Here is a 20,231-nt window from a genome sequence, read left to right on the forward strand (position 1 = left end):
GTGCGTGGCGATATACACATAGTGCACACGCTAAACCGGGAGTAAGATAAGCGTTTCGAAATCCTACCGCAAACGATTTCTCTGATAAGACACACGCAAAAAAGCAAGGCTGCATGGAGCTCCTGCCACGGGTAGCCAACAAAACGGCCCTGGCGTGGGGGCCAGGGCCGCAGAAGATAGAAGCCGCCAAATGTGGTGGTTGCGGCTAATAGTTCAGTCCCTTGAGGTAGGTAATATTGCGCTGCATGCTCGCAAGCGGTGCGCCTTCGTACTCTTCCTGCTCCACAAAGAAGTATTTCATGCCCGACTTCTTGGCGCCGCGCAGCAGCTTGGCCACATCCAGGCGGCCGGTGCCGAGCACGGTGCTGTGGGCTTCCCCCTTTTTCATGTCCTTGAGGTGCCACAGTGGGAAGCGGTTGGGGTAGCGCTCGAAATAGCTGAACGGGTCCTGACCGGCGACTACCACCCAGCCCAGGTCCATTTCCATAGCCACCAGGCGCGGGTCGGTTTTTTCCAGCAGTACATCGTACAGCACGCGGCCATTGTCTTTGGCAAACTCGGCGTCGTGGTTGTGGTAAGCAAACTGCACCCCGGCTTTTTTGCAGGCTTCGGCGGCTTTGTTGAACGTATCGGCGCACCGCTCGTAGTTGCTCACCGTCTGGCCCTGGGTGGGTAGGGAGGGGCACACCAGGTACTGCTGCCCGGCTTCGGCGGCGGCGTCTACGGCTTTCTGCCAGTTGTTGTCGATGCCCACGTGGCCGCTACGAAGCGTCATGCCCAGGTCCTGCATCAACTGCTTCATCTCTTTAGGGCTGAGACCATAGTAGTAGCCCTTGGCGCTGTTGGCCGATTCGATTTCCTTGTAGCCCATCTTGGCCAAGCTGGTGAGCGTGCCCTTGGCATCGCGCATCATATCGTCGCGCACGCTATACAGCTGAAGACCAATGTCCTGCACGCGGGCGGCGTGCGCCAGGGTGGGTAGGGCAAGTACACCGGTAGCAAGGGCTCCTACGGAGGTCAGAAAATCTCTTCGGGTAGTCATACAAGAGGGCTGGATGGAAAGACACGGAACAACTAATGCCACCAAGATAGAAATTTGCCCACCGGAAATCCGAGAAGGGTGATTTAGGTACACGAATTGTTAAAAAAATATTGGTTCGCCGCCCACCCGTGTAATGGTCAGGCAACGGGAAGCAGAGTAAACTTGGTGCGCTGCTAGTTAGACCTTCGTTGGCGGCTTTTTTCTGGCCTATTTTTCTTTGGCAAGAGTACTGCACGCTACCTCAGCGTATCTTTGTGCTCTTACTAGTTATTGTGTTTTTTATATGTTTCTGCCCTCTAATCGACTATATTTTGAGAATGCGGCGGGCCGCGTTGAAGAAGACCGGAGGGGTTTTGTGCGGCTGACGTATACGCAAGGTCGTCGGGAAACCAGCGCCTGGCACGGACTGTTGCAACATACCAAACACTTACTTGCTCGGCAGGGTCAGGGCGTACTGCTGGTCGATCAGCGCCATATGCAGGCTTTTTCGTTGGAGGAGCAACGCTGGCTGGTCGAAGAATGGTTGCCACAGGCTATTGTAGAAGGTGGCTACCGCTACGGAGCCGTGGTGCAGGCGCACGATGCCTTTGCTAGATTGGCCATGGATACCATACGCCTGCACGCGAAAAACATGCAGCTCACCTACCGCTATTTCACCGACGAACTGGAAGCAGTAGCATGGCTGCAGGAGCAAACCAGTACCCTCTCCCTGCGCTACAATTAGGCACGAGACAAAAAGCAGTTGGGCTGGGAGATAGATAAGAAGTATCTATCTCCCAGCCCAACTGCTATACTATTGGTAGGGTGCGCGATACAAGAAGTACCCGGTGCGTTACCAGGAACTGCTGTTGTCGCTGCTGTCGTCGAAACCGCCGCCCCCTACATCATCCGAGGAAGAGTCGTCGTAGGAATTGTCGGATGAGAAGTAGTCGCCGCCGCTGGATGCAACGTCGTCAGAAAAGTAGTCTGGGCCAGGGTCGTTGGCTGTGCCCTGATTACCGAAGAAGTCGTTTACCTCGGCATCTGAGGCGGGCGGGGTAGCACCCAAACCAGCCGCACCCACCCCGGCGGCAGCAGCATTACCATCATTGTTCAATTGCAGGTCGTTGCCGGTGTGGCTCTGGCCCGAGGCCATACGATTGCCGAGGTAGGCACCAGCCGCGGCGGCCGCACCCGTAGCCAACATGCCGCCAATGCCAGGGCCGCTACTGTTGTTTGTAGTACCACCGCGGTTCGGGAAAAAATCGGGGGCTGGCTGCTGTGCACCGCCTTGTGGGCCGTAGCCTTGGTTGGGCTGATTCGGGCGGGTAGGTTGGAAATTAGGGGTGTTATCGGCGTTTTTGCGGCGGAATAGCTTCACCACCAACCAAAGTACGCCGCCCACTGCCAAGGCGCCAAGCAGCAGGGTACCCATGCCCGGTCCCGAGGGCGCAGGGGTAGGATCAGACGAGCCCGGCGAAAAAGGCGCAGCTGAGGGTTCTGCCAGCGGCTCCTCCATCGGCGCCGTCGCAATCGAGTTATCAGCCGTGGCGGGCGTAGTGGCCGCCGGCGCTGGCGTAGGCGCCGAGCCAGGGTTGGCTGCTTGCAGCAACGTGTTCAGTCCGGCCCGCAAGCCGGCAAAGTAGCGCCCCTGCTTGAACTGCGGCCCCATTTGCTGGCTGATGATGCGGTTGGTGAGTTCGGGCGTAATCTGGCTGCGGAGGCCCGAGCCCGCCTGAATGCTCACCTGGCGCTCCTGCGCCGATATGAGCACCACCACGCCGTTGTTTCGGTCGCGCTGGCCTACGCCCCAGGCAGTGCCCAGGTCACGGGCATAATCGGCTACGGTGCGGCCTTCCAGGGTAGGCACGGTCACGACCACCACCTGCGTGCCGTTGTTGTCGGCGTAGGTGCGCAGGCCGTTTTCCAGCTTGCGGGCATCGGTGGCGTCGAGTAGCTGGGCTTTGTCGGTTACGAAGGTGAACGGGTTGGGCCGGGCCGGTAACTCACCGGCTGCAATGGCCGTGTGACTTAGGCTGAGGGCCATGGCTAGCACAAAAACAAGAAAGCGAAACATGGCGAAAGAATAGGAGTGAGAGAAGAGCTTCAAGTTCAGGGCTTTCTACGCACGTAGTGCCCAATGGGTGCCTACCCTTTCGCGGCGGCGTAGCGCAGCCACAGAATGCCTTCGGGCCGTTGCTCTACGTGTTGCAACGTAAACTGGCGCGGTGGCCCCGGCTGGTCGCCTTGCTCGAAGAGGGTAGGCGACGAGGCCGCGCCGTCTACCACCGGGTAGTGCAGTACGCTCAGTTCGTCTATCAGCCCAGCCTTCAGCAACGAGCCGTTGAGGTGGCCGCCGCCTTCCAGTAAGATGGTCTGAATCGAAAACAACTCACCCAGCTTGGTTAGTACTTGTTTGAAGTCCAATTCCTTGGCTCCGCCAAACACGTAGGACACGCCCACACGGCGCAGGTAGGCGAGGTATTCGTCGCTCACCTGCTCCGACAGCACACTGATAATATGCTCCCCATCAATATCGGCTGACTCCCAGCCCAGCTTGCCGTGCGCGTCTACGGCCACCACAAAGGAGTCGGCGGAGTGCTCGGCTACGAAGTCGGTGCGGTCGAGGGGTGCGGTTACGGGTTGCAGGTCGGGTTCCAGGCCTTCGGTGAAGTCCTTTTCCATGGTCACGCGGCCGCACAGCCAAGCGTCGGCTTCGAAGGTAGCGGCGGTGGTTTCGTACTCCTGGGTGTTGGGCGCATGGCCCCAGCGGCTCAGAATAATGCGGCCGTCCAGGGAAGTCATCATGTGGCAGATTACGCGGGGTAGCATAAGCGGGAGGGAAGGGTAAGCGAAGTGCTAAGCGGAAGGAGATTCTGCTACGTGCCAAAGGCACGGTAGAACTACAGTATTCAGGGTAAGAGCCGTCTATCTATGCCTAATACATTACGCCAGTTCCTCATGCTGAGTTAGGCTATTGCAACGCATAGGAAACACAGGTAAGTTTACGAGTATTGTATTTTGAATTATTTCGTTATTATCATTCGGAAATATCTTAGTTAGAGGCCTAGTTTTTGCGTGGTTGCGCCGCCTACTTACGGCTAAATTGAAGCGCTTTTTAACATCTCTATGCATGTCCTATGCTTTGTTAATAGTAGAGGTATCGTAGTTCTAATAAGCTGGGATAAGCTGTTTCAGGCCACCTGTTACTGATGAATAACAGGTGGCTTCCTTTCTCAGATAGAAAGAATCATCTCATTTATATTACGCTTTTCTAGTAAACAGTACATGAAAAAGGTTATCTACTCGTTTTATAATTTTTTGATTATTTCAATATTTATTGTTGCTCCGCTGAGTGCTGTGGGTCAGACACCTAAACTGGTGAATACACAACCTACTCGACATTCAACAAATGCTCCACGCGCAGGAGCTATTACGCTACTTTTCAATCAACCAATTGCTGCCATATCGGCCAATTCGCTGCGTGTGTACGGTAACCAATTGCGCGGTTTGCGGCCAGGGACGCTTAGTGGCGGTAATTCATCCACGCTAATATTCACGCCTACTCAGCACTTTGCTCCTGGTGAGCGGGTGAGCGTGAGCTTACCTGCTACGCTTATAAATACAGCAGGCGTCGGAATTCAACGACATGTATACGAGTTTACCGCTGCTACAGCAGGAACCGGGCGAGGCTTTTTTCTTGATACTACAGAAGTTGCTGCTACCAATTCGCGCGACCAGCTGTTAGGTGACTTGGATAATGATGGCGACCTAGACCTATTAACGTCAGCCGGTTTATACGGTATGTTTTCTTACCTGAATGATGGTAGAGGCCACTTCAGAGCACATTACAATTCCGTAGTTGGAAGTACGCCTAGTGGAGCTACGTTAGCTGATATAGACCAGGACGGCTACTTGGACTTACTAGCTGGGGATGCAGATAACGCCACGGTTGCGATTGGGCTCAGCGACAGCGCGGGAGGTTTTGGCTTTGTCAAGCAATTGGTCGTTGTTGGTAACCATCCTGTGAGCGTTGCTGCTGGTGATGTAGATGGGGATGGAGATATGGACTTTGTGTCTGCCAATTACGCGGATAACACCATCACTGTAGGCTATAATGGTGGTACAGCTTTGTTATTTCGCATTGCTCGTACAGCCACCTTTCGCGTTGGTCAGCAGCCTACGGCTGTGCAATTAGCCGATGTTGATAACGATGGTGACTTGGATGTGCTGACTAGCGACAGTGGAAGCAATACCGTCAGCATTCGGATAAATTCGGGCGCGGGTACTTTTAGTGGCACTACCAGTATAGCCGTAGGCGCTGCTCCTGCTGATCTGCGTTTAGCCGACCTCGATTCGGATGGGGACCTTGACTTGGTTACAGTGAATGCTGCCGATGGAACCGTGAGCGTACGTCTTAATAATGGCCTGGGTGGCTACAGCCAAACGGCTACCCTGCTTTTGCCGCTGGGCAGTACACCCAATAGTCTGCAAACTGGGGATGTTGATGCAGATGGTGATTTGGATTTAGTAGTGGCGCAGGGTCGGGGCGGACAAGTAATGACCTTTCTTAACAAAGGTGCGGCGAACTTTGCGGCGCAGTACGGCGCTCTAGAATTAAGCTCCTTGTTTGGGTCACCCGTTGCATTAGGAGTGACTTTAGGTGATGTAGACGGGGATGGGGACTTAGACTTGATTACAGCAGACGAGAAGCGAGGTAAAGTTGTACTAGGCCGAAACGGGCTGGCTCCGTCAATAGGACCGCCTATGTTGAATGCTTTCTCCCCTGCAGCTGGTCCAGTAGGTACTTCTGTACAGATTTCGGGTAATGATTTGAGCAGTACAACTCATCTGTTGTTCAATGGTGTGGATGCCACATTCCTTGTGAACTCCAATCAGCAAATAACGGCTGTTGTACCGGCAGGTGCTAGTACGGGAGCGTTACGTCTCACTACAGTGGGTGGTAGTGTAGAATCAACTCAGCCTTTCGTCGTAACGACTGGTCCTGTTCCCTCAGTACCCGTTACGGGTACTATTCCGGTGCGTAACGCGCTAGGGGTAGAGACAACAGCGCCAGTGGAAGCGTCCTTTGCGGGTCCCATTACAGAGTTATCGGCGCACAACATGGCCGTTATTGGCTCTCAGCGGCGCGGCCGTCAAATGGGGATAGTAACAGGTGGCGGTACAGCTACGCTACGTACCACGCCGGAACCTGCTTTTGCTCCGGGTGAACGTGTTACATTAATCCTACCTGCTACCTTGACAAGTACTTCAGGGGGAGCAGTGCAACCACAGGTAGTGGAGTTTCAGACCGCAACGGCAGGTACCGGGGAAGGCGTGTTTGATGCAAGTGATAAGGCTAATACCGCTTCCGCTACGGCCCCCTCCTTTGTTCGCGTGGCAGATCTTGACAACGACGGGGACCTTGACTTGATCAGCAGTCCCGTTGGAGCTGAGACCGGAGCAGTCATGCTGCACTTCAACGAAGGGAATGGCACATTCAGCCCTGCTACCAGCAGCAGCTTACCAGCATTTGTGGGTACGCCTGGAGAAGTAATACCTGCCGATGTGGATGGGGACGGGGATTTTGATCTATTAGTGGCAGAAAATTACTCATTTACTTCTCTTATCACACGCATTAACGTGTGGTTGAACAATGGACAAGGCCGCTTCACTGCAGGATCTTCTTTAATAATACCTAGCACTAGTGTTAATGCACTACGCGTAGGAGATATGGATGCAGACGGGGATTTGGATATAGTGTTCATCATGGCATTCGATACCGTTTATGTGGCTCTGAATAATGGCAGTGGTTATTTCTCCCTAACTAGTAGCACTATTGGCCCTAATTCTTCTCAACTGGATTTACTAGACTTTGATAAGGATGGAGACTTGGATGTACTGGTTACTTCCTATAACTATCCAGAAAAAAAGCTAGTGATTGCACTTAATGATGGACGCGGGCAACTTACAGCGCAATCACCTGTTCAGATTACTTTGCCGCAGAATCTGCAAGATTTAGCGGTCGGAGACATAACGGGGGATGATATAGCTGATCTAATATATATAAGCGGCATTTCCACTCAACAGCCTAGTGAACTAGCTTTTTGGCCAGGATTGGGTAACGGACAATTTGGTGCCCGTAGCATAGCATACGCGACGAGCGCATACGCTCGATCAGTGAGATTGGCAGATGTAAATGCCGATGGAAAGCTTGACGTTGTAACTTTATCCTCGGGCGGTATGAGCGGTTATACTCCGCTACCGCCAGCCGAACTACAGGTGTTGCTTGGCGATGGACGCGGAGGATTAGGTCTACCTACTACTCAAACACTAACTGCCAAAGGCGAATCAGCACTAAGCCCCGAGTTAGGTGACGTAGATGGGGATGGGGACCTAGATATAGTAGTTGCAAATACAGCGGCCAATGCACTTCAGGTACACTTCAATCGAGGTCGTCCAGTTCCTACTCTCGCGACGTTTGCCCCCGCTCAGGGCCCAATAGGCACTCAGATTATCCTAACGGGTACTAATTTCACCAGCATTCGGGAGGTGCGGTTTGCAGGTAAGGAAACAACCCAGGTACAAGTTCTCTCTCCCACGCAGTGCGCAGTGGTAATTCCTGAGGGGGCTCGCACAGGACTGATTACGGTAGGTACACCTAGTGGCACTGCTACAAGCGTAAGTAGCTTTACGGTAACCGTGCCAGCGGCAGTTACAGAATTTACGCCGGCCCGAAACGCCATTAATGTTCCCGTAAATAGCGCAGTGAGCTTGCGGTTTGCGCAAAATATGCCGTTAGAGTCGGCCGGTAACATAATAGTGCAAGGGGAGTTACGACAAGGCCGTCGGACCGGCATAATGAGTGGTGCTGGTTCATCGGAGCGCCGTTTTGTTCCAAACGTAGAATTTGCGCCAGGCGAACGGGTACAGGTTACACTACCTGTTTCAGGTACGCCAGCAACTGGCGTTGCGCAACCGCAGGGGTACACATTTACGGCCGCTACAAGCGGTCCTGGTCGAGGTAATTTGCGTTGGGCAAGCTCGACTACCGACCATTATAATCAATACAATACGGTAACGGGAGACTTTAATGAAGATGGAGCGCCAGATATTATTATACCGAACATCTTCAAGAATAGGCTGGATGTCTTACTGAATGACAAGCAGGGTACGCTTACCACACAAACGATGAGCGTACCTGCAGCATCCATATTCACCACACAGGTTTCTGACCTTAATGGTGATGGTCATCTAGACCTCGTTCTGACAGAGTATGTCACTCGTCGCAACAATCGTCAGATCGACAGGATAGTATGGCAAGCAGGTACCGGTACGGGTGCATTTGGTCCCGTACAGCCGCTGCACACGCTTAGCGGTAGTCCTAGCGAAATAGTGATAGGAGATGTGAACGGTGATGGACTACCAGATCTGATGGCGGTAATTGGAAGCCCTGACAGCGTCTTTATATCCTTGAACAAAGGGAATGGTAATTTTCAGCGGCAACCCGATATACTGGCGGCTCCTTATACCAACATGTTGCGTTTAGGAGATTATAACAACGATGGAATACTCGATATGTTCATGGTGAGCAACGGGAGTGCTCGGTTATATCGTTACCAAGGGGTAGGCAATGGCACTTTCGTGCCGTTGCCACCATTGCTATTGAACAACCGCGGGCAAGGTATTGCTATAGAACTTGGCGACATAGATGCAGATGGTAACTTGGACATAATCACATCATCTGGTGCCGTGTATGTGTATCGTGGCGATGGCAAAGGCAACCTTAGTGCGCCCCAAATACTCGAGGGTACCGGGCGCTTTGACCATTTGCGGTTAGCCGACTTTGATGCGGATGGTGACTTGGATTTGCTTACAGGCAGCCGAGATGCTTTTAAAGGAGTAAAACTATTCTACAACGATGGTACGGGACAATTTAAGCGCTACGCTACCGCTGGAGACAATACCGTTCCAAGGTCTGTAACCGTAGCGGACTTCAACTTGGATGGTAGCTTAGATATGGTTGTTACGGGTGATAGTATTTATAACTTAGGTAACTCATACCCCAATAAGAGTGGGCTATTCACGTATTTCAACCACCCTACAGGTCCATCCATTATAAGTTTCTCACCAACAAATGGAGAGGCTGGGACGGTTGTTACACTCACAGGAACGGGACTAGGTAGTGTCATCAGCGTAACGGTGGGCGGGGTAGCAGTGCCTTTCATAGTGCAATCAGACACACAGCTTACCCTAACGGTTGGCGTAGACACGCCAACTGGGGTGATTGTCGTCAACTCGCCGCACGGCGCTGCTACCAGCGCAACTTCTTTCCGAATGCCGCTGCCCACTATACGCAATTTCACGCCCTATGCTGGTGCTGTGCAACGTCTGATTACGGTAACTGGCAGCTATTTCAGTGGTGCCACTGGCGTCCGTTTCAATGGGGTAGCAGCACCTGGTTTCCGAGTTCTTTCCCCTACGGAACTTACCGTATTAGTTCCCACAGGTGCTACCAACGGTCCGCTAAGCATCACAACGCCTAGCGGTACGACAACCAGTAATACGTCCTTTGCTTTCTTACCAACTGCTACCGGCTTGCAACCGGGCCGCAACGCGCAGAATGTACCGCCTAGCGCCCCCCTAACCATGGAGTTTTCGCAGCCTGTGGGCACATTTGCAGCCAATAAGTTGCGGATATTTAGTAGCCAGCAACAGGGGAAGTTAACCGGGATGCTTACAGGAGTAGGTACATCTTCGCTACGCTTTGCTCCTACTCTAGCATTTAAGCCCGGTGAGCAAATAAGTGTAACGCTGCCAACGGAACTACTTGGAATGCAGGGAGCTATTTCATCTAAGCAAGTTTATCAATTCCGTGTTGCAACGGGTGGGACGGGACGTGGTGCGTTTACGGGCAACCAAAACCTACCTAGTTGGGGAGCAGTACAGATGATACGACTAGGAGATATGAATGGTGATGGTCAGTTGGATATTGTAACCGTCGACATCAATCGAATTGGCGTTAGTCTTAGCAAAGGTAACAACACCTTCGCGCCACCCATCTACACCTTATTAGATAACTTTTATCCTGCTCTACAGCTAGGCGACTTCGACCTTGATGGAGACCTAGACGTGGTAACTTTATACAACTCGGGCTCCTTGGCAGTTCGCCTCAACGATGGCACGGGTATGCTTAGCACGGGACAAACGTTGTATCAGGTACCTGTAGGCATAGGCTACGACGAAGTAGCTTTCGAAGCAGGCGATATTGATGGCGATGGGGACTTGGATGTGGTAACGGGCTCCTTTAATTCCAGCACTATCACAGCGCTGCTTAATGACGGGACAGGTAATTTTCGCATTGATAAGCAACAGAAAGTCAATAATTACTTTACACTAATTCGGTTAGGCGATGTTGACAATGATGGTGATTTAGACGTAGTCGCTGTTAATGAACAGGCACAAGCAATTGGTGAAAATAAGTTAGTGGTGTGTCTTAACGACGGCAATGGACAATTCACCGGAGCATCTAATCTCACCTTGGACGTATTTCCGACTAAGCTACAGCTGGGTGATATGGATGGCGACGGTAACCTGGACGTAGTTATTACCGGTTCTACTCCGCGCGCGGCTGCCCTTGACCAATACAGCGTCACTACGCTGCGTAACGATGGCACTGGTCGATTTGCTATCGGGCCACGCCAATTGCTTACCGGGCGAGGTGCTACCGCCTATGAAATAGAGCTAGGAGATGTAGACGCCGACGGCGACTTAGATGTGCTTACTGCTGGTATCGAAGTAATTTCCCCCGAGCAAGTGATTATGCTGTTTCTGAATGACGGAAAGGCTGCATTAACGGGTAGTAAAGCAGTGATTAGCAACCATAGTCCAGCTTGCATGGCCCTAGGTGACCTCGACAATGATGGTGACCTAGATTTAGCTTTCGATAACGATAAGATTGGGTTGCGATTTAATGATTCTGCTATTCCATTAAGCGCTACGCCTAGGAACTCTGGTACATCTTCCATTACGCTATATCCTAATCCCGCGCACCAGCAGTTTACGCTACGATTACCAGTTGGACTACTCACACGCGCAGGTACACTTGTGTTGGTCAATAATTTGGGCCAGACAATACATCAGCAAGATCTGCCAGCCATACCAGCAGGTGGTGATTGGGTAGTGAAAGTTCCGAGCGCCACAGCTGGGATGTACTGGATTCGCTTGACGATAGGCGACGAGCAACAGACTATTGGCCGAATAATGTTGCAGTAAATCTCAACAATGGTTTTCGGCCATGCACATAAGGAATAGGCTGCTCTAGCATGGGCCAACATTATAGTAAAAACTTGAGGTAGTCTAGATAAGACGGATAGAAGAAAGACGTGTCTTCTTCTGTTATGGTAGTAAAAGCCAGCGGGGCGTCGCCCAGCAAACGGAGTAAATACGATGAAAGCTTCAGGGCTGATGTCTAGTTGCCCTGAACTGCTTTATTCTGCCTACCCCACTAATTCGTGCAGCCATTAAATGCGGCTAATAGGGTAGGCGAATAGAGGCGCCCGTTGTAATGAAATAAGCCGGCGCGGCACTGCTGATACCGGCACCGCCGGCAATATCCAGCTGCAAGTTTGGTCGCACCAGCCAGAGCAACCCCATATCTACTTCGTTGTCGGGCCGACTGCGGGTTTCGGTGGTGCCAAAGGCCTCGCCGTACACCGAAAATTGCTTGCTCAGCCGGGCGGCGAGCTTCACGGCGTACTTCTGCTCAGTAGCGTTCTGCACCCAGCCATAGCCGTAGGTGTAGGTGAGGGTAAGATCATCGGTAAGGGAATTGGAAAGACCCAGGCGCATACGGGCCTCGGGGCTGGTAGGGCGTAGCTCTTTCTTACCAACGGGTAGGGTAGCCGTAGCCGTGAAAGCGGCTTGCGGCAGCACTCCCTTCTCATCCCACAGGTACACGCGGGTGCCTACCTCGGGTGCCCCCACCCCCCGCTGACGCTGCCGGCTACTACTCGGCACCGACGCCTCAAACCCAGTGCCCAGCCGCAGCTCCACCCTATCCAGCAGACCGTAGCGCACCGTAAGGGTAGGGTAGTTGTACGTGCGCGACGACCGGCCTTCCTGATAGCGCAGGCCACCTTCCAGCTGCACAAAGTGCTTTTGCACCACACTAGTACCGTTGGTCTGATCGGGCCGGCCGGGGTCAATGGAGTCTATGTCCTCGCGTTTCTGCCCGTAGCCAGGTAGCGCCAGCAGTAGGCAGCATACAGTACTCAATAATAGAAAGCCTCTACAGCCCAGCGCGTCCAGTTTCCTCATAGCGAATGACCTGCCGGGCAGAAAGCAAAAGTGCTTAGTGCGCGCTAGCTAGACCAGCAACAGGTATACCCGCCTACGCTGCTACACTCCATTTCGTTGAAAACGATGGCGCGGGGCTGTGCCCCGTGCCGCCTCTTAGCAGGCCTCTGGCCTGCGGTCGTGCGCGCCGTTGAGGCTGTTCGGGCAAGTCGTTCGGGCGGGCAGGCCGAAGGCCTGCCAAGAGGTAGCACGGGGCGCAGCCCCGCGCCATTAGAATTTTGATTTAGAAAACTATACTCTAACTTTTTCCTTCATCGAAGATGGGTCGATATAAATCTGCCCCAACGTCTGAGCAGCTTTAACTTTCCTATCAAGCATCTCTGAGAAACTCCAGATTCCTTCCATCACCAGTGCTAGGTCAGCTCCATCTATCAAAATGGATTTGAGTGATTTACCGTGCTTTAAAGCATGAACTGAATCAGATGAAAAGCCATTAAGGGAGATAAAAAACCCTCGACCATACATTTTACCTTCAACCTTATATGCAAACTGATAAAGTGCATTTGATGCGACCAGTTCATCTTGCCATTTGGCCTCTATTATATAATGCTCGCCATCGTATTTAAGAGAGCCGTCTATTTGTTCGCCCAATGTATTAAGTTGGAATTGCTCTGTAAGATTGAGTTCTTCAAACTGAAAGAGGTCACGTAATAGGGCTTCAAATAAGTAACCTCGCTTCTGCAAATTAATTTCCCGGCCATGCTCATCAAGGCCCTTGTGAAGCAGAATAAATTTCTTTTGAATATCAGCTAATGTGTGTTTAGCCTTCAATTCCTCCTGTTTTCTCTTGCGTTCCTTCGTTTCTTCATGAAGACGGCCGTCGTGCTTAATCTGAATTTCTTTAAGGTGGCGAATAGCACTTTTCGCTTTGCTTAAGTCAAGCATACCATTCGGCCCGAAATAATACAGGTCAAACGTTGTCCATTCTGTTAGTTCTCTTGTGATGTTACGAATGGGCACAATGCCACCATCAGCTCGGTTTTGTAACCGTTGAAATACTCTTTCGATAATGGCATTTTTGGTGAGGCCAAGGGATTCAAAATTTATCACTTCACGCAAATCATCCCTAGTGCATCCTGTTCTCTGGAAAAAGTCCAGAACATCTACTCGTCGGTAGAAAATGGAGAGAATGCAGTTGCGGATACTATCGGAAATTTCTTTTGATAAGACCATGCTTTCTGTGGATATAGGATTAGAAAAAAAGAAGGGGGCACTCGCCCCCTTCTTTCACTTTCCTACGACCCGCAAGCCTCGCAGGCGTCCGGATTATCTAGTGAGCAAGCCATGTCGCTTTGGTTCTGGGCGACGTTGGCGTAGACCGGCTCCAGTGTTTCGGCGGCTTGTTTCTCCACCGTGAACTTGATGGCGTCGGCGGCGGCTTTGGTGCGCAGGTAGTACATGCCGGTTTTCAGACCCTTCTTCCAGCTGTGGAAGTGCATGCTGGTGAGCTTGCCGAAGTTCACGTTTTGCACGTGCAGGTTCAGGCTCTGGCTTTGGCAGATGTACGCGCCCCGGTCGGCCGACATATCAATGATGCGGCGCTGCGAGATTTCCCACACCGTCTTATACAGATCCTTGATGTGCTGCGGAATCCGGTCGATGTTCTGCACCGAGCCGTTGGCCGCAATGATTTCCTGCTTCATCTGGTCGCTCCACAGGTTCAGGGCCACCAGGTCTTTCAGCAGGTGCTTGTTCACTACCATGAACTCGCCCGAGAGCACGCGCCGCACGTAGATGTTGCTCGTATAAGGCTCAAAAGATTCGTTGTTGCCCAAGATCTGCGCCGTGCTGGCGGTAGGCATAGGCGCTACCAGCAACGAGTTGCGCACGCCGTGCTCCACTACCTCGGCACGCAGCGTTTCCCAGTCCCACCGGCCCGACTCGGGCGTTACGCCCCACAGGTCGAACTGGAACTTGCCCTGGCTCAGCGGCGAGCCGGGGAAGGTCTCGTACGCACCGTCTTTGATGGCCAGGTCCTTGGAGGCCGTCATGGCCGCGAAGTAGATGGTCTCGAAGATGTCCTTGTTCAGGCCGCTGGCTTCGTCGCTTTCAAACGGCATCCGCAGGGCAATAAACGTATCAGCCAGTCCCTGCACGCCCAGCCCGATGGGACGGTGGCGGAAGTTGCTGCGCTGCGTTTCGGGCACGGGGTAGTAGTTCACGTCAATCACCTTGTTCAGGTTCAGCGTGGTCTGGTACGTTACCTCGTACAGCTTGTCGTGGTCGAAGGTGGTGTTGCCCTGCGCGTCGGTTACGAGGTAGCGGGGTAGGGCCAGCGAGGCCAGGTTGCACACCGCAATTTCGTCCTTGTCGGTGTACTCCATAATCTCGGTGCACAGGTTCGAGGACTTAATCACGCCCAGGTTCTGCTGGTTGCTCTTGCCGTTGGCGGCGTCCTTGAATAGCATGTATGGCGTGCCGGTCTCGGTCTGGCTTTCCAGAATGGCAAACCACAGCTCCTGCGCCTTGATGGTCTTGCGGCCGCGGCCTTCCTTCTCGTACTTCATGTACAAGCGCTCAAACTCGGGGCCCCAGGTGGTGTCCAGGCCGGGGCACTCGTGGGGGCACATCAGCGTCCACATGCCGTTTTCTTCCACGCGCTTCATGAACAAGTCGGGCGTCCAGAGGGCGTAGAACAGGTCGCGGGCGCGGTTTTCCTCCTTGCCGTGGTTCTTCTTCAGGTCCAGGAAGTCGAAAATATCGGCGTGCCAGGGCTCCAGGTAGATGGCGAAAGCGCCCTTGCGCTTGCCGCCGCCCTGGTCCACGTAGCGGGCCGTGTCGTTGAACACCTTCAGCATGGGCACCAGGCCGTTAGAGTTGCCGTTGGTGCCTTTGATGTAGGAGCCCGTAGCGCGCACGTTGTGCACAGCCAAGCCGATACCACCAGCCGACTGCGAAATCAGCGCGCAGTTCTTCAGCGTGTCGTAGATGCCCTCAATGGAGTCGTCCTTCATCGTGAGCAGGAAGCACGACGACATCTGTGGCTTGGGCGTGCCCGCGTTGAACAGGGTAGGCGTAGCGTGCGTCATCCACCGCTCCGACATCATGTTGTAGGTCTTGATAACTGAGTCGATGTCGTTCTTGTGAATGCCTACCGATACGCGCATCAGCATGTGCTGGGGACGCTCTACAATCTTGCCATCGAGGCGCAGCAGGTAGGAGCGCTCCAGGGTCTTGAAGCCGAAGAAGTCGTAGTTGTAGTCGCGGTCGTAGATGATGGCCGAATCCAGCGTATGGGCGTGGTTATGAATCACTTCCCACACATCCTTGGCGATGAGCGAGGCGTTTTCGCCGTTTTTGGGGTCCTCGTAGGTGTAGAGGCGCTTCATCGTGCTCGAAAACGACTTCGAGGTCACCTTATGCAGGTTGCTTACCGCAATGCGGGCGGCCAGAATGGCGTAGTCGGGGTGCTTGGTAGTGAGCGAAGCAGAAGTTTCGGCAGCTAGGTTGTCCAGCTCCACGGTGGTCACGCCATCGTAGATGCCGTCAATCACTTTCTTGGCCACCTCAATCGGCGACACGAAATCCATATTCAGCCCGTAGCAGAGCTTTTCAATGCGGGCCGTTACTTTATCGAATTTTACGGATTCGCGGCGACCGTCGCGTTTGATTACCAACATAGGCGTAGCGGTTTGATGGGTTAGGATAAGCGAAGCCCTACCCTGGAGGGGCGTAGGCACTGATGCGAAAAAGGATGAGTCGAAGGAACTTTTCGACTATTGATAGTCGGAAGATATTCGTCTCGAAGGTGTAGGACAAACCTTTCCTTTAGAAGTTTTCCACATAATCGCAAAGCGGTAGTGCTCAGCCGCTTTTTGCATAGAAACTAAAGAATATAGCAATGAAAAATTGCTAGTGAAATAGGGTTGCGAATTTGCCGGAAGAATGGTATTGTAGGAGGTAGGCGCACAGCTATTTGCCATCCCGCGCCCATCTGTCATCCTGAGCTTGTGAAGGACCTCTCCACGTTAGAGTAAGTCATTATCGCATCACTCAAAAACATCTGTCCTCCTGAGCATTCCGCGCATCAAGCGGCGACGAAGGACCTTCTCACGTCACAACGAGTTGTAGTACTACCTTATCAAAAGCGTCTGTCATCCTGAGCATTCCGCGCATCAAGCGGCGACGAAGGGCCTTCTCACGGCAGAACAAAAATCGTATTAACGACTCGTTCTCGCATCAGAAGGTCCTTCGTCGCCGCTTGATGCGCGGAATGCTCAGGATAACAGATAGATAATTAAGATTAAAATATGCCTTACTACGTCTATATCACCACCAACCCCGCCCGCAACGTCCTCTATATCGGCATCACTAACGACCTCCGCAACCGCATCGCACAGCACTATGAAAGTCGTGGCACTACACAATCCTTCGCCGGGCGCTATTTCTGCTATAACCTGCTCTACTTCGAAGAATATACAGATAGCAAAGCGGCCATCAGCCGCGAGAAAGAGCTAAAAGGCTGGACGCGGGCAAAGAAAGATGCCTTGATTGCGACGCAAAATCCGCAGTGGGAGTTTTTGGAGGTAGGGTAGGGTAGGGTAGGGTAGGGTAGGGTAGGGTAGGGTAGGGTAGGGTAGGGTAGGGTAGGGTAGGGTAGGGTAGGGTAGGGTAGGGTAGGGTAGGGTAGGGTAGGGTAGGCATAAAAAAACGCCTGTCATCCTGAGCGGAGCGAAGGACCTTATCACGGTAGAACGACAAGCGTAACAACGACTTGTTGTAAAGTAAAAAGGTCCTTCGCTCCGCTCAGGATGACAGGCGATGTAGGAAGCGGCTAAGCAGCCAATAGCTGCTTAAAAATCCTCGTCCAGCGAGAAAACGTTGTCCTGACGGTCGGCCATTACACCGGCTTTCTGGTACTCGGCCACGCGCTTCTCGAAGAAGTTGGTTTTGCCCTGCAACGAAATCATCTCCATGAAATCGAAGGGGTTGGTGGCGTTGTAAATCTTGCCGCAGCCCAGAGCTACCAGCAGGCGGTCGGCCACAAACTCGATGTACTGCGACATGCTCTGTGCGTTCATGCCAATCAGGTTTACAGGTAGGGCGTCGGTCACAAACTCCTGCTCAATGGTCACCGCGTCGCGGATGATTTCCTGCACGCGAGCCTCGGGTAGCTTGTTCTGCAAATGGTCGCGGTAGAGCAAGCAGGCAAAGTCACAGTGTAGGCCCTCGTCTCTGGAAATCAGCTCGTTAGAGAACGTAAGACCGGGCATCAGACCGCGCTTTTTCAGCCAGAAAATAGAGCAGAACGAGCCCGAGAAGAAAATGCCTTCTACGGCGGCAAATGCAATCAGGCGCTCCGTGAAATTCTCAGAATTGATCCACTTGATAGCCCACTCGCCTTTCTTCTTCACGCAGGGTACAGTTTCCAGCGCGTTGAAGAGGCGGTCTTTTTCCTGCGGGTTTTTCACGTAGGTGTCAATCAGCAGAGAGTAGGTTTCCGAATGGATGTTTTCCATCATCACCTGGAAACCGTAGAAGCAGCGGGCCTCAGCCGACTGCACTTCCTGCATGAAGTTGACAGCTAGGTTTTCGTTTACGATACCGTCGGAAGCAGCGAAGAAGGCCAGCACGTGCGAGATGAAGTGCCGCTCGCCGTCGTTCAAACTATCCCAGTCCTTTTGGTCCTGGCCTAGGTCAATTTCCTCGGCCGTCCAGAACGAGGCCTCGGCCTGCTTGTACATCTGCCACATATCGTTGTGCTGGATGGGAAACAACACGAAACGGTTGGGATTTTCGGTCAGTAAGGGTTCCATAAGCTGAAGTTGTAAGTAACCGGGGTAGAAATACCGACCAGCCAAGCTGGTCGGTAAGGCAACACGCCGCAGGGCGTAAGGTTATGGCAGAGTGTTACACCCCATAGCTTGCTGCTTCTTCAAAGATAGTCGACCTGCCTCCGAACGCGGCCGTGGAACATCATTTTTTGTGTATTAATTTTTTAGTATGGCTTTGATATGAAACGGGCTATATTTCTCATAATGGGATAGAGTAAAAAGTCAATTCTATCAAAAAGAGAAAAGTTATCCACATTTTGGGTGTGGACAATGTGGTTTATCCACAAAATTTGTATTCGCGTGTTCTTTAATAGAAGGATTACATGTAGCAACGAAAAGGAAAAGGATGTCAATAAAAGGCGAGTAGATGAAGATTAGCGAGTTAGGTTTGCAAATCTGAATTTAACCAGCTACTTTTGCCTTCCATTTTTCAGAAACCGCGAAGACACTGATGTACGCAATCGTCGATATAGCTGGCAAGCAGACCAAGGTCGAAGCCGACAAGTTCGTTTACACCCACAAGCTGGCTGGCAACGTCGGCGATTCGGTAGAGCTGGGCAATGCCCTGCTGACCGATGACAACGGCACCATTTCCATCGGTGCGCCTACCCTGGATGTGAAAGTGACCGGTACCATCCTGGCGCACGTGAAGAGCGACAAAGTGCTGGTGTTTAAGAAGAAACGCCGCAAAGGCCACCGCAAACTGAACGGTCACCGTCAGGACTACACCAAAGTACAAATCAACAGCATCGGCTAGTTTTATAGCAGTTAGCTGATGGCTTTTAGCTGTTAGCTTGCAGTTTGACTAGCTTGCGCTTTACACAAAAAGCTAACGGCTAATAGCCAGTAGCTAAAAGCTTAAAACAACATGGCACACAAGAAAGGTGTCGGCTCGTCTAACAACGGCCGCGAATCGCATAGCAAGCGCCTTGGCGTAAAAATCTACGGTGGTCAGAGCATCATCTCGGGCAACATCATCGTGCGTCAGCGCGGTACCAAGCACCACGCTGGTCAGAACGTAGGGATGGGCAAAGACCACACCCTGTTCGCCATGATCGACGGCACGGTACAGTTCCGCAAAGGCCGCGGCGACCGTTCGTTTGTATCGGTTGTTCCCGCCGAAGTGTCTGCCGCTGAGGTAACGACTGCACCCGAAGTAACTGCTTAGTTTACTGTAAACTAAACACGAAAAGGGGCCATCCGCACGGATGGCCCCTTTTCGTGTTTAGTTCGTAGCAGGCCTACTTCAGCAAGGCATATAGAACCGGCTTGCTGGGGCTGGCATCTAGCGCTAGACTGGTGATTTGCAGATTGAGTAGGTATAGACCATCTTCTATTGCATCGGGTACAAAGATCAGCTCCGTGATGGTGGCACTTTGGCGGGTGGCGTGCGGATATTGCCAGAAAGCATGGTGCGCCAGCAGTTGGCCGCCATCTTCTTCACGGTCTACACTAGGTAGGTCCAGCAGCAGGTGGTCGATGTGGTGGTCGGCTAGATAGTATGCCAGAGCGGGCTCCAGGTAGGGCGGGTTGGTGCCAGAGTAATGCCGGGTGCGCTTGGCGCGGTGGTTGGGGAGCGTGCGCAGCACCAAAGCCTCGGGCACAATGGCCGCATCAGGGCCCTTTTCCAGTTCGCGCTGCAAGTCGGCTAGCAGTACCACCTGGTCGCCGTTGGGTAGGGGGCGGGGCTGCACCGACACCAGCCGCGCCACAAACAGAAAGCGCCGCAGGCAATGGCTGAGCAGCGCGCCTGGCTCGGCTGAGATGTGGCCGTAGCACTCCGTATGCGTGCCGTTGCCGTGGGGTGTAAGGTGCACACGCTTGTAGTTGGTACTACCACCTTCGGCTACGCTTCCCACAAAATCCCCCACCCGAATAGTTTCCACTTCTACCGGCTCAGCCCAAAAGCAGCTTACCTGCTCCGGGCCGGGCGCCAGGGGTAGGGAAATATCCAACGGCGCGCTGGGGTCGAAGGAGTACATGCGGCCGCGGTAGGGATAGGTAGCGAGCATTCGGTGAAATCGTGAGCTTGTGAAGTTGAATGAAAACCGCCTGTCATCCTGAGCAGAACGAAGGAC

At 52.8% G+C, this 20,231-nt stretch carries 14 protein-coding genes; 5 read left to right on the forward strand and 9 right to left on the reverse strand.

Annotated features, from left to right (window positions below; genetic code table 11):
• Positions 1-205: 205 nt before the first annotated feature.
• A complete protein-coding gene (locus MUN82_RS19410; protein ID WP_245093075.1) occupies positions 206-1,042 on the reverse strand; it encodes a sugar phosphate isomerase/epimerase family protein in 837 nt (278 codons plus the stop codon).
• A gap of 283 nt (positions 1,043-1,325) precedes the next feature.
• On the opposite strand from MUN82_RS19410, the gene MUN82_RS19415 reads away from it, so the two are divergent.
• Positions 1,326-1,766 (forward strand): hypothetical protein, encoded by a 441-nt coding sequence (locus MUN82_RS19415; RefSeq protein ID WP_245093076.1) that lies wholly within the window; start codon positions 1,326-1,328, stop codon positions 1,764-1,766.
• Positions 1,767-1,874: 108 nt separating this feature from the next.
• Here MUN82_RS19415 and MUN82_RS19420 read toward each other — a convergent pair whose 3' ends face one another.
• Together MUN82_RS19420 and MUN82_RS19425 are read right to left on the reverse strand one after the other, a co-directional pair.
• On the reverse strand, positions 1,875-3,098 hold the full coding sequence (locus MUN82_RS19420) for a TPM domain-containing protein (protein WP_245093077.1): 1,224 nt from the start codon (positions 3,096-3,098) through the stop codon (positions 1,875-1,877).
• A gap of 71 nt (positions 3,099-3,169) precedes the next feature.
• A complete protein-coding gene (locus MUN82_RS19425) occupies positions 3,170-3,853 on the reverse strand; it encodes a RibD family protein (protein ID WP_262922828.1) in 684 nt (227 codons plus the stop codon).
• A 456-nt stretch (positions 3,854-4,309) separates the two neighbouring features.
• On the opposite strand from MUN82_RS19425, the gene MUN82_RS19430 reads away from it, so the two are divergent.
• Positions 4,310-11,296 (forward strand): FG-GAP-like repeat-containing protein, encoded by a 6,987-nt coding sequence (locus MUN82_RS19430; protein ID WP_245093081.1) that lies wholly within the window; start codon positions 4,310-4,312, stop codon positions 11,294-11,296.
• A gap of 258 nt (positions 11,297-11,554) precedes the next feature.
• Here MUN82_RS19430 and MUN82_RS19435 read toward each other — a convergent pair whose 3' ends face one another.
• From MUN82_RS19435 to MUN82_RS19445, 3 genes are all read right to left on the reverse strand, one after another.
• On the reverse strand, positions 11,555-12,340 hold the full coding sequence (locus MUN82_RS19435) for a transporter (RefSeq protein ID WP_245093083.1): 786 nt from the start codon (positions 12,338-12,340) through the stop codon (positions 11,555-11,557).
• A gap of 270 nt (positions 12,341-12,610) precedes the next feature.
• Positions 12,611-13,552, reverse strand: a complete 942-nt coding sequence (locus tag MUN82_RS19440; RefSeq protein WP_245093085.1) for a restriction endonuclease — start codon at positions 13,550-13,552, stop codon at positions 12,611-12,613.
• Positions 13,553-13,614: 62 nt separating this feature from the next.
• Entirely contained in the window at positions 13,615-15,999 is a 2,385-nt protein-coding gene (locus tag MUN82_RS19445) for a ribonucleoside-diphosphate reductase subunit alpha (protein WP_245093087.1), read from the reverse strand.
• Positions 16,000-16,629: 630 nt separating this feature from the next.
• On the opposite strand from MUN82_RS19445, the gene MUN82_RS19450 reads away from it, so the two are divergent.
• The gene (locus MUN82_RS19450; RefSeq protein WP_245093089.1) at positions 16,630-16,914 is read left to right on the forward strand and encodes a GIY-YIG nuclease family protein; all 285 of its coding nucleotides are present in this window, start codon (positions 16,630-16,632) and stop codon (positions 16,912-16,914) included.
• Here the strand turns inward: MUN82_RS19450 and MUN82_RS19455 are convergent.
• Positions 16,834-17,040 (reverse strand): hypothetical protein, encoded by a 207-nt coding sequence (locus MUN82_RS19455; protein ID WP_245093090.1) that lies wholly within the window; start codon positions 17,038-17,040, stop codon positions 16,834-16,836. The two genes, MUN82_RS19450 and MUN82_RS19455, sit on opposite strands and share 81 nt — an antisense overlap.
• A gap of 132 nt (positions 17,041-17,172) precedes the next feature.
• Positions 17,173-18,135: a ribonucleoside-diphosphate reductase small subunit gene (locus MUN82_RS19460; RefSeq protein ID WP_245093091.1), complete on the reverse strand. Its 963-nt coding sequence runs from the start codon at positions 18,133-18,135 to the stop codon at positions 17,173-17,175.
• Positions 18,136-18,604: 469 nt separating this feature from the next.
• Here MUN82_RS19460 and rplU point away from each other — a divergent pair, with 469 nt between their 5' ends.
• Positions 18,605-18,910, forward strand: a complete 306-nt coding sequence (gene rplU, locus MUN82_RS19465) for a 50S ribosomal protein L21 (RefSeq protein ID WP_185281621.1) — start codon at positions 18,605-18,607, stop codon at positions 18,908-18,910.
• Positions 18,911-19,021: 111 nt separating this feature from the next.
• Positions 19,022-19,321 (forward strand): 50S ribosomal protein L27, encoded by a 300-nt coding sequence (rpmA, locus tag MUN82_RS19470; protein ID WP_245093092.1) that lies wholly within the window; start codon positions 19,022-19,024, stop codon positions 19,319-19,321.
• Positions 19,322-19,394: 73 nt separating this feature from the next.
• Here rpmA and MUN82_RS19475 read toward each other — a convergent pair whose 3' ends face one another.
• Entirely contained in the window at positions 19,395-20,165 is a 771-nt protein-coding gene (locus MUN82_RS19475; RefSeq protein ID WP_245093094.1) for a cyclase family protein, read from the reverse strand.
• Positions 20,166-20,231 lie beyond the last annotated feature (66 nt).

It is taken from the genome of Hymenobacter aerilatus (genome assembly GCF_022921095.1).
GTDB classification, from domain to species: Bacteria; Bacteroidota; Bacteroidia; order Cytophagales; family Hymenobacteraceae; genus Hymenobacter; species Hymenobacter aerilatus.

Excerpts from the sequence above, each read along its gene's own strand:
- MUN82_RS19410 (WP_245093075.1), bottom strand. The coding sequence starts at position 1,042 with ATGACTACCCGAAGAGATTTTCTGACCTCCGTAGGAGCCCTTGCTACC.
- MUN82_RS19415 (WP_245093076.1), top strand. The coding sequence starts at position 1,326 with ATGTTTCTGCCCTCTAATCGACTATATTTTGAGAATGCGGCGGGCCGC.
- MUN82_RS19420 (WP_245093077.1), bottom strand. The coding sequence starts at position 3,098 with ATGTTTCGCTTTCTTGTTTTTGTGCTAGCCATGGCCCTCAGCCTAAGT.
- MUN82_RS19425 (WP_262922828.1), bottom strand. The coding sequence starts at position 3,853 with ATGCTACCCCGCGTAATCTGCCACATGATGACTTCCCTGGACGGCCGC.
- MUN82_RS19430 (WP_245093081.1), top strand. The coding sequence starts at position 4,310 with ATGAAAAAGGTTATCTACTCGTTTTATAATTTTTTGATTATTTCAATA.
- MUN82_RS19435 (WP_245093083.1), bottom strand. The coding sequence starts at position 12,340 with ATGAGGAAACTGGACGCGCTGGGCTGTAGAGGCTTTCTATTATTGAGT.
- MUN82_RS19440 (WP_245093085.1), bottom strand. The coding sequence starts at position 13,552 with ATGGTCTTATCAAAAGAAATTTCCGATAGTATCCGCAACTGCATTCTC.
- MUN82_RS19445 (WP_245093087.1), bottom strand. The coding sequence starts at position 15,999 with ATGTTGGTAATCAAACGCGACGGTCGCCGCGAATCCGTAAAATTCGAT.
- MUN82_RS19450 (WP_245093089.1), top strand. The coding sequence starts at position 16,630 with ATGCCTTACTACGTCTATATCACCACCAACCCCGCCCGCAACGTCCTC.
- MUN82_RS19455 (WP_245093090.1), bottom strand. The coding sequence starts at position 17,040 with ATGACAGGCGTTTTTTTATGCCTACCCTACCCTACCCTACCCTACCCT.
- MUN82_RS19460 (WP_245093091.1), bottom strand. The coding sequence starts at position 18,135 with ATGGAACCCTTACTGACCGAAAATCCCAACCGTTTCGTGTTGTTTCCC.
- rplU (WP_185281621.1), top strand. The coding sequence starts at position 18,605 with ATGTACGCAATCGTCGATATAGCTGGCAAGCAGACCAAGGTCGAAGCC.
- rpmA (WP_245093092.1), top strand. The coding sequence starts at position 19,022 with ATGGCACACAAGAAAGGTGTCGGCTCGTCTAACAACGGCCGCGAATCG.
- MUN82_RS19475 (WP_245093094.1), bottom strand. The coding sequence starts at position 20,165 with ATGCTCGCTACCTATCCCTACCGCGGCCGCATGTACTCCTTCGACCCC.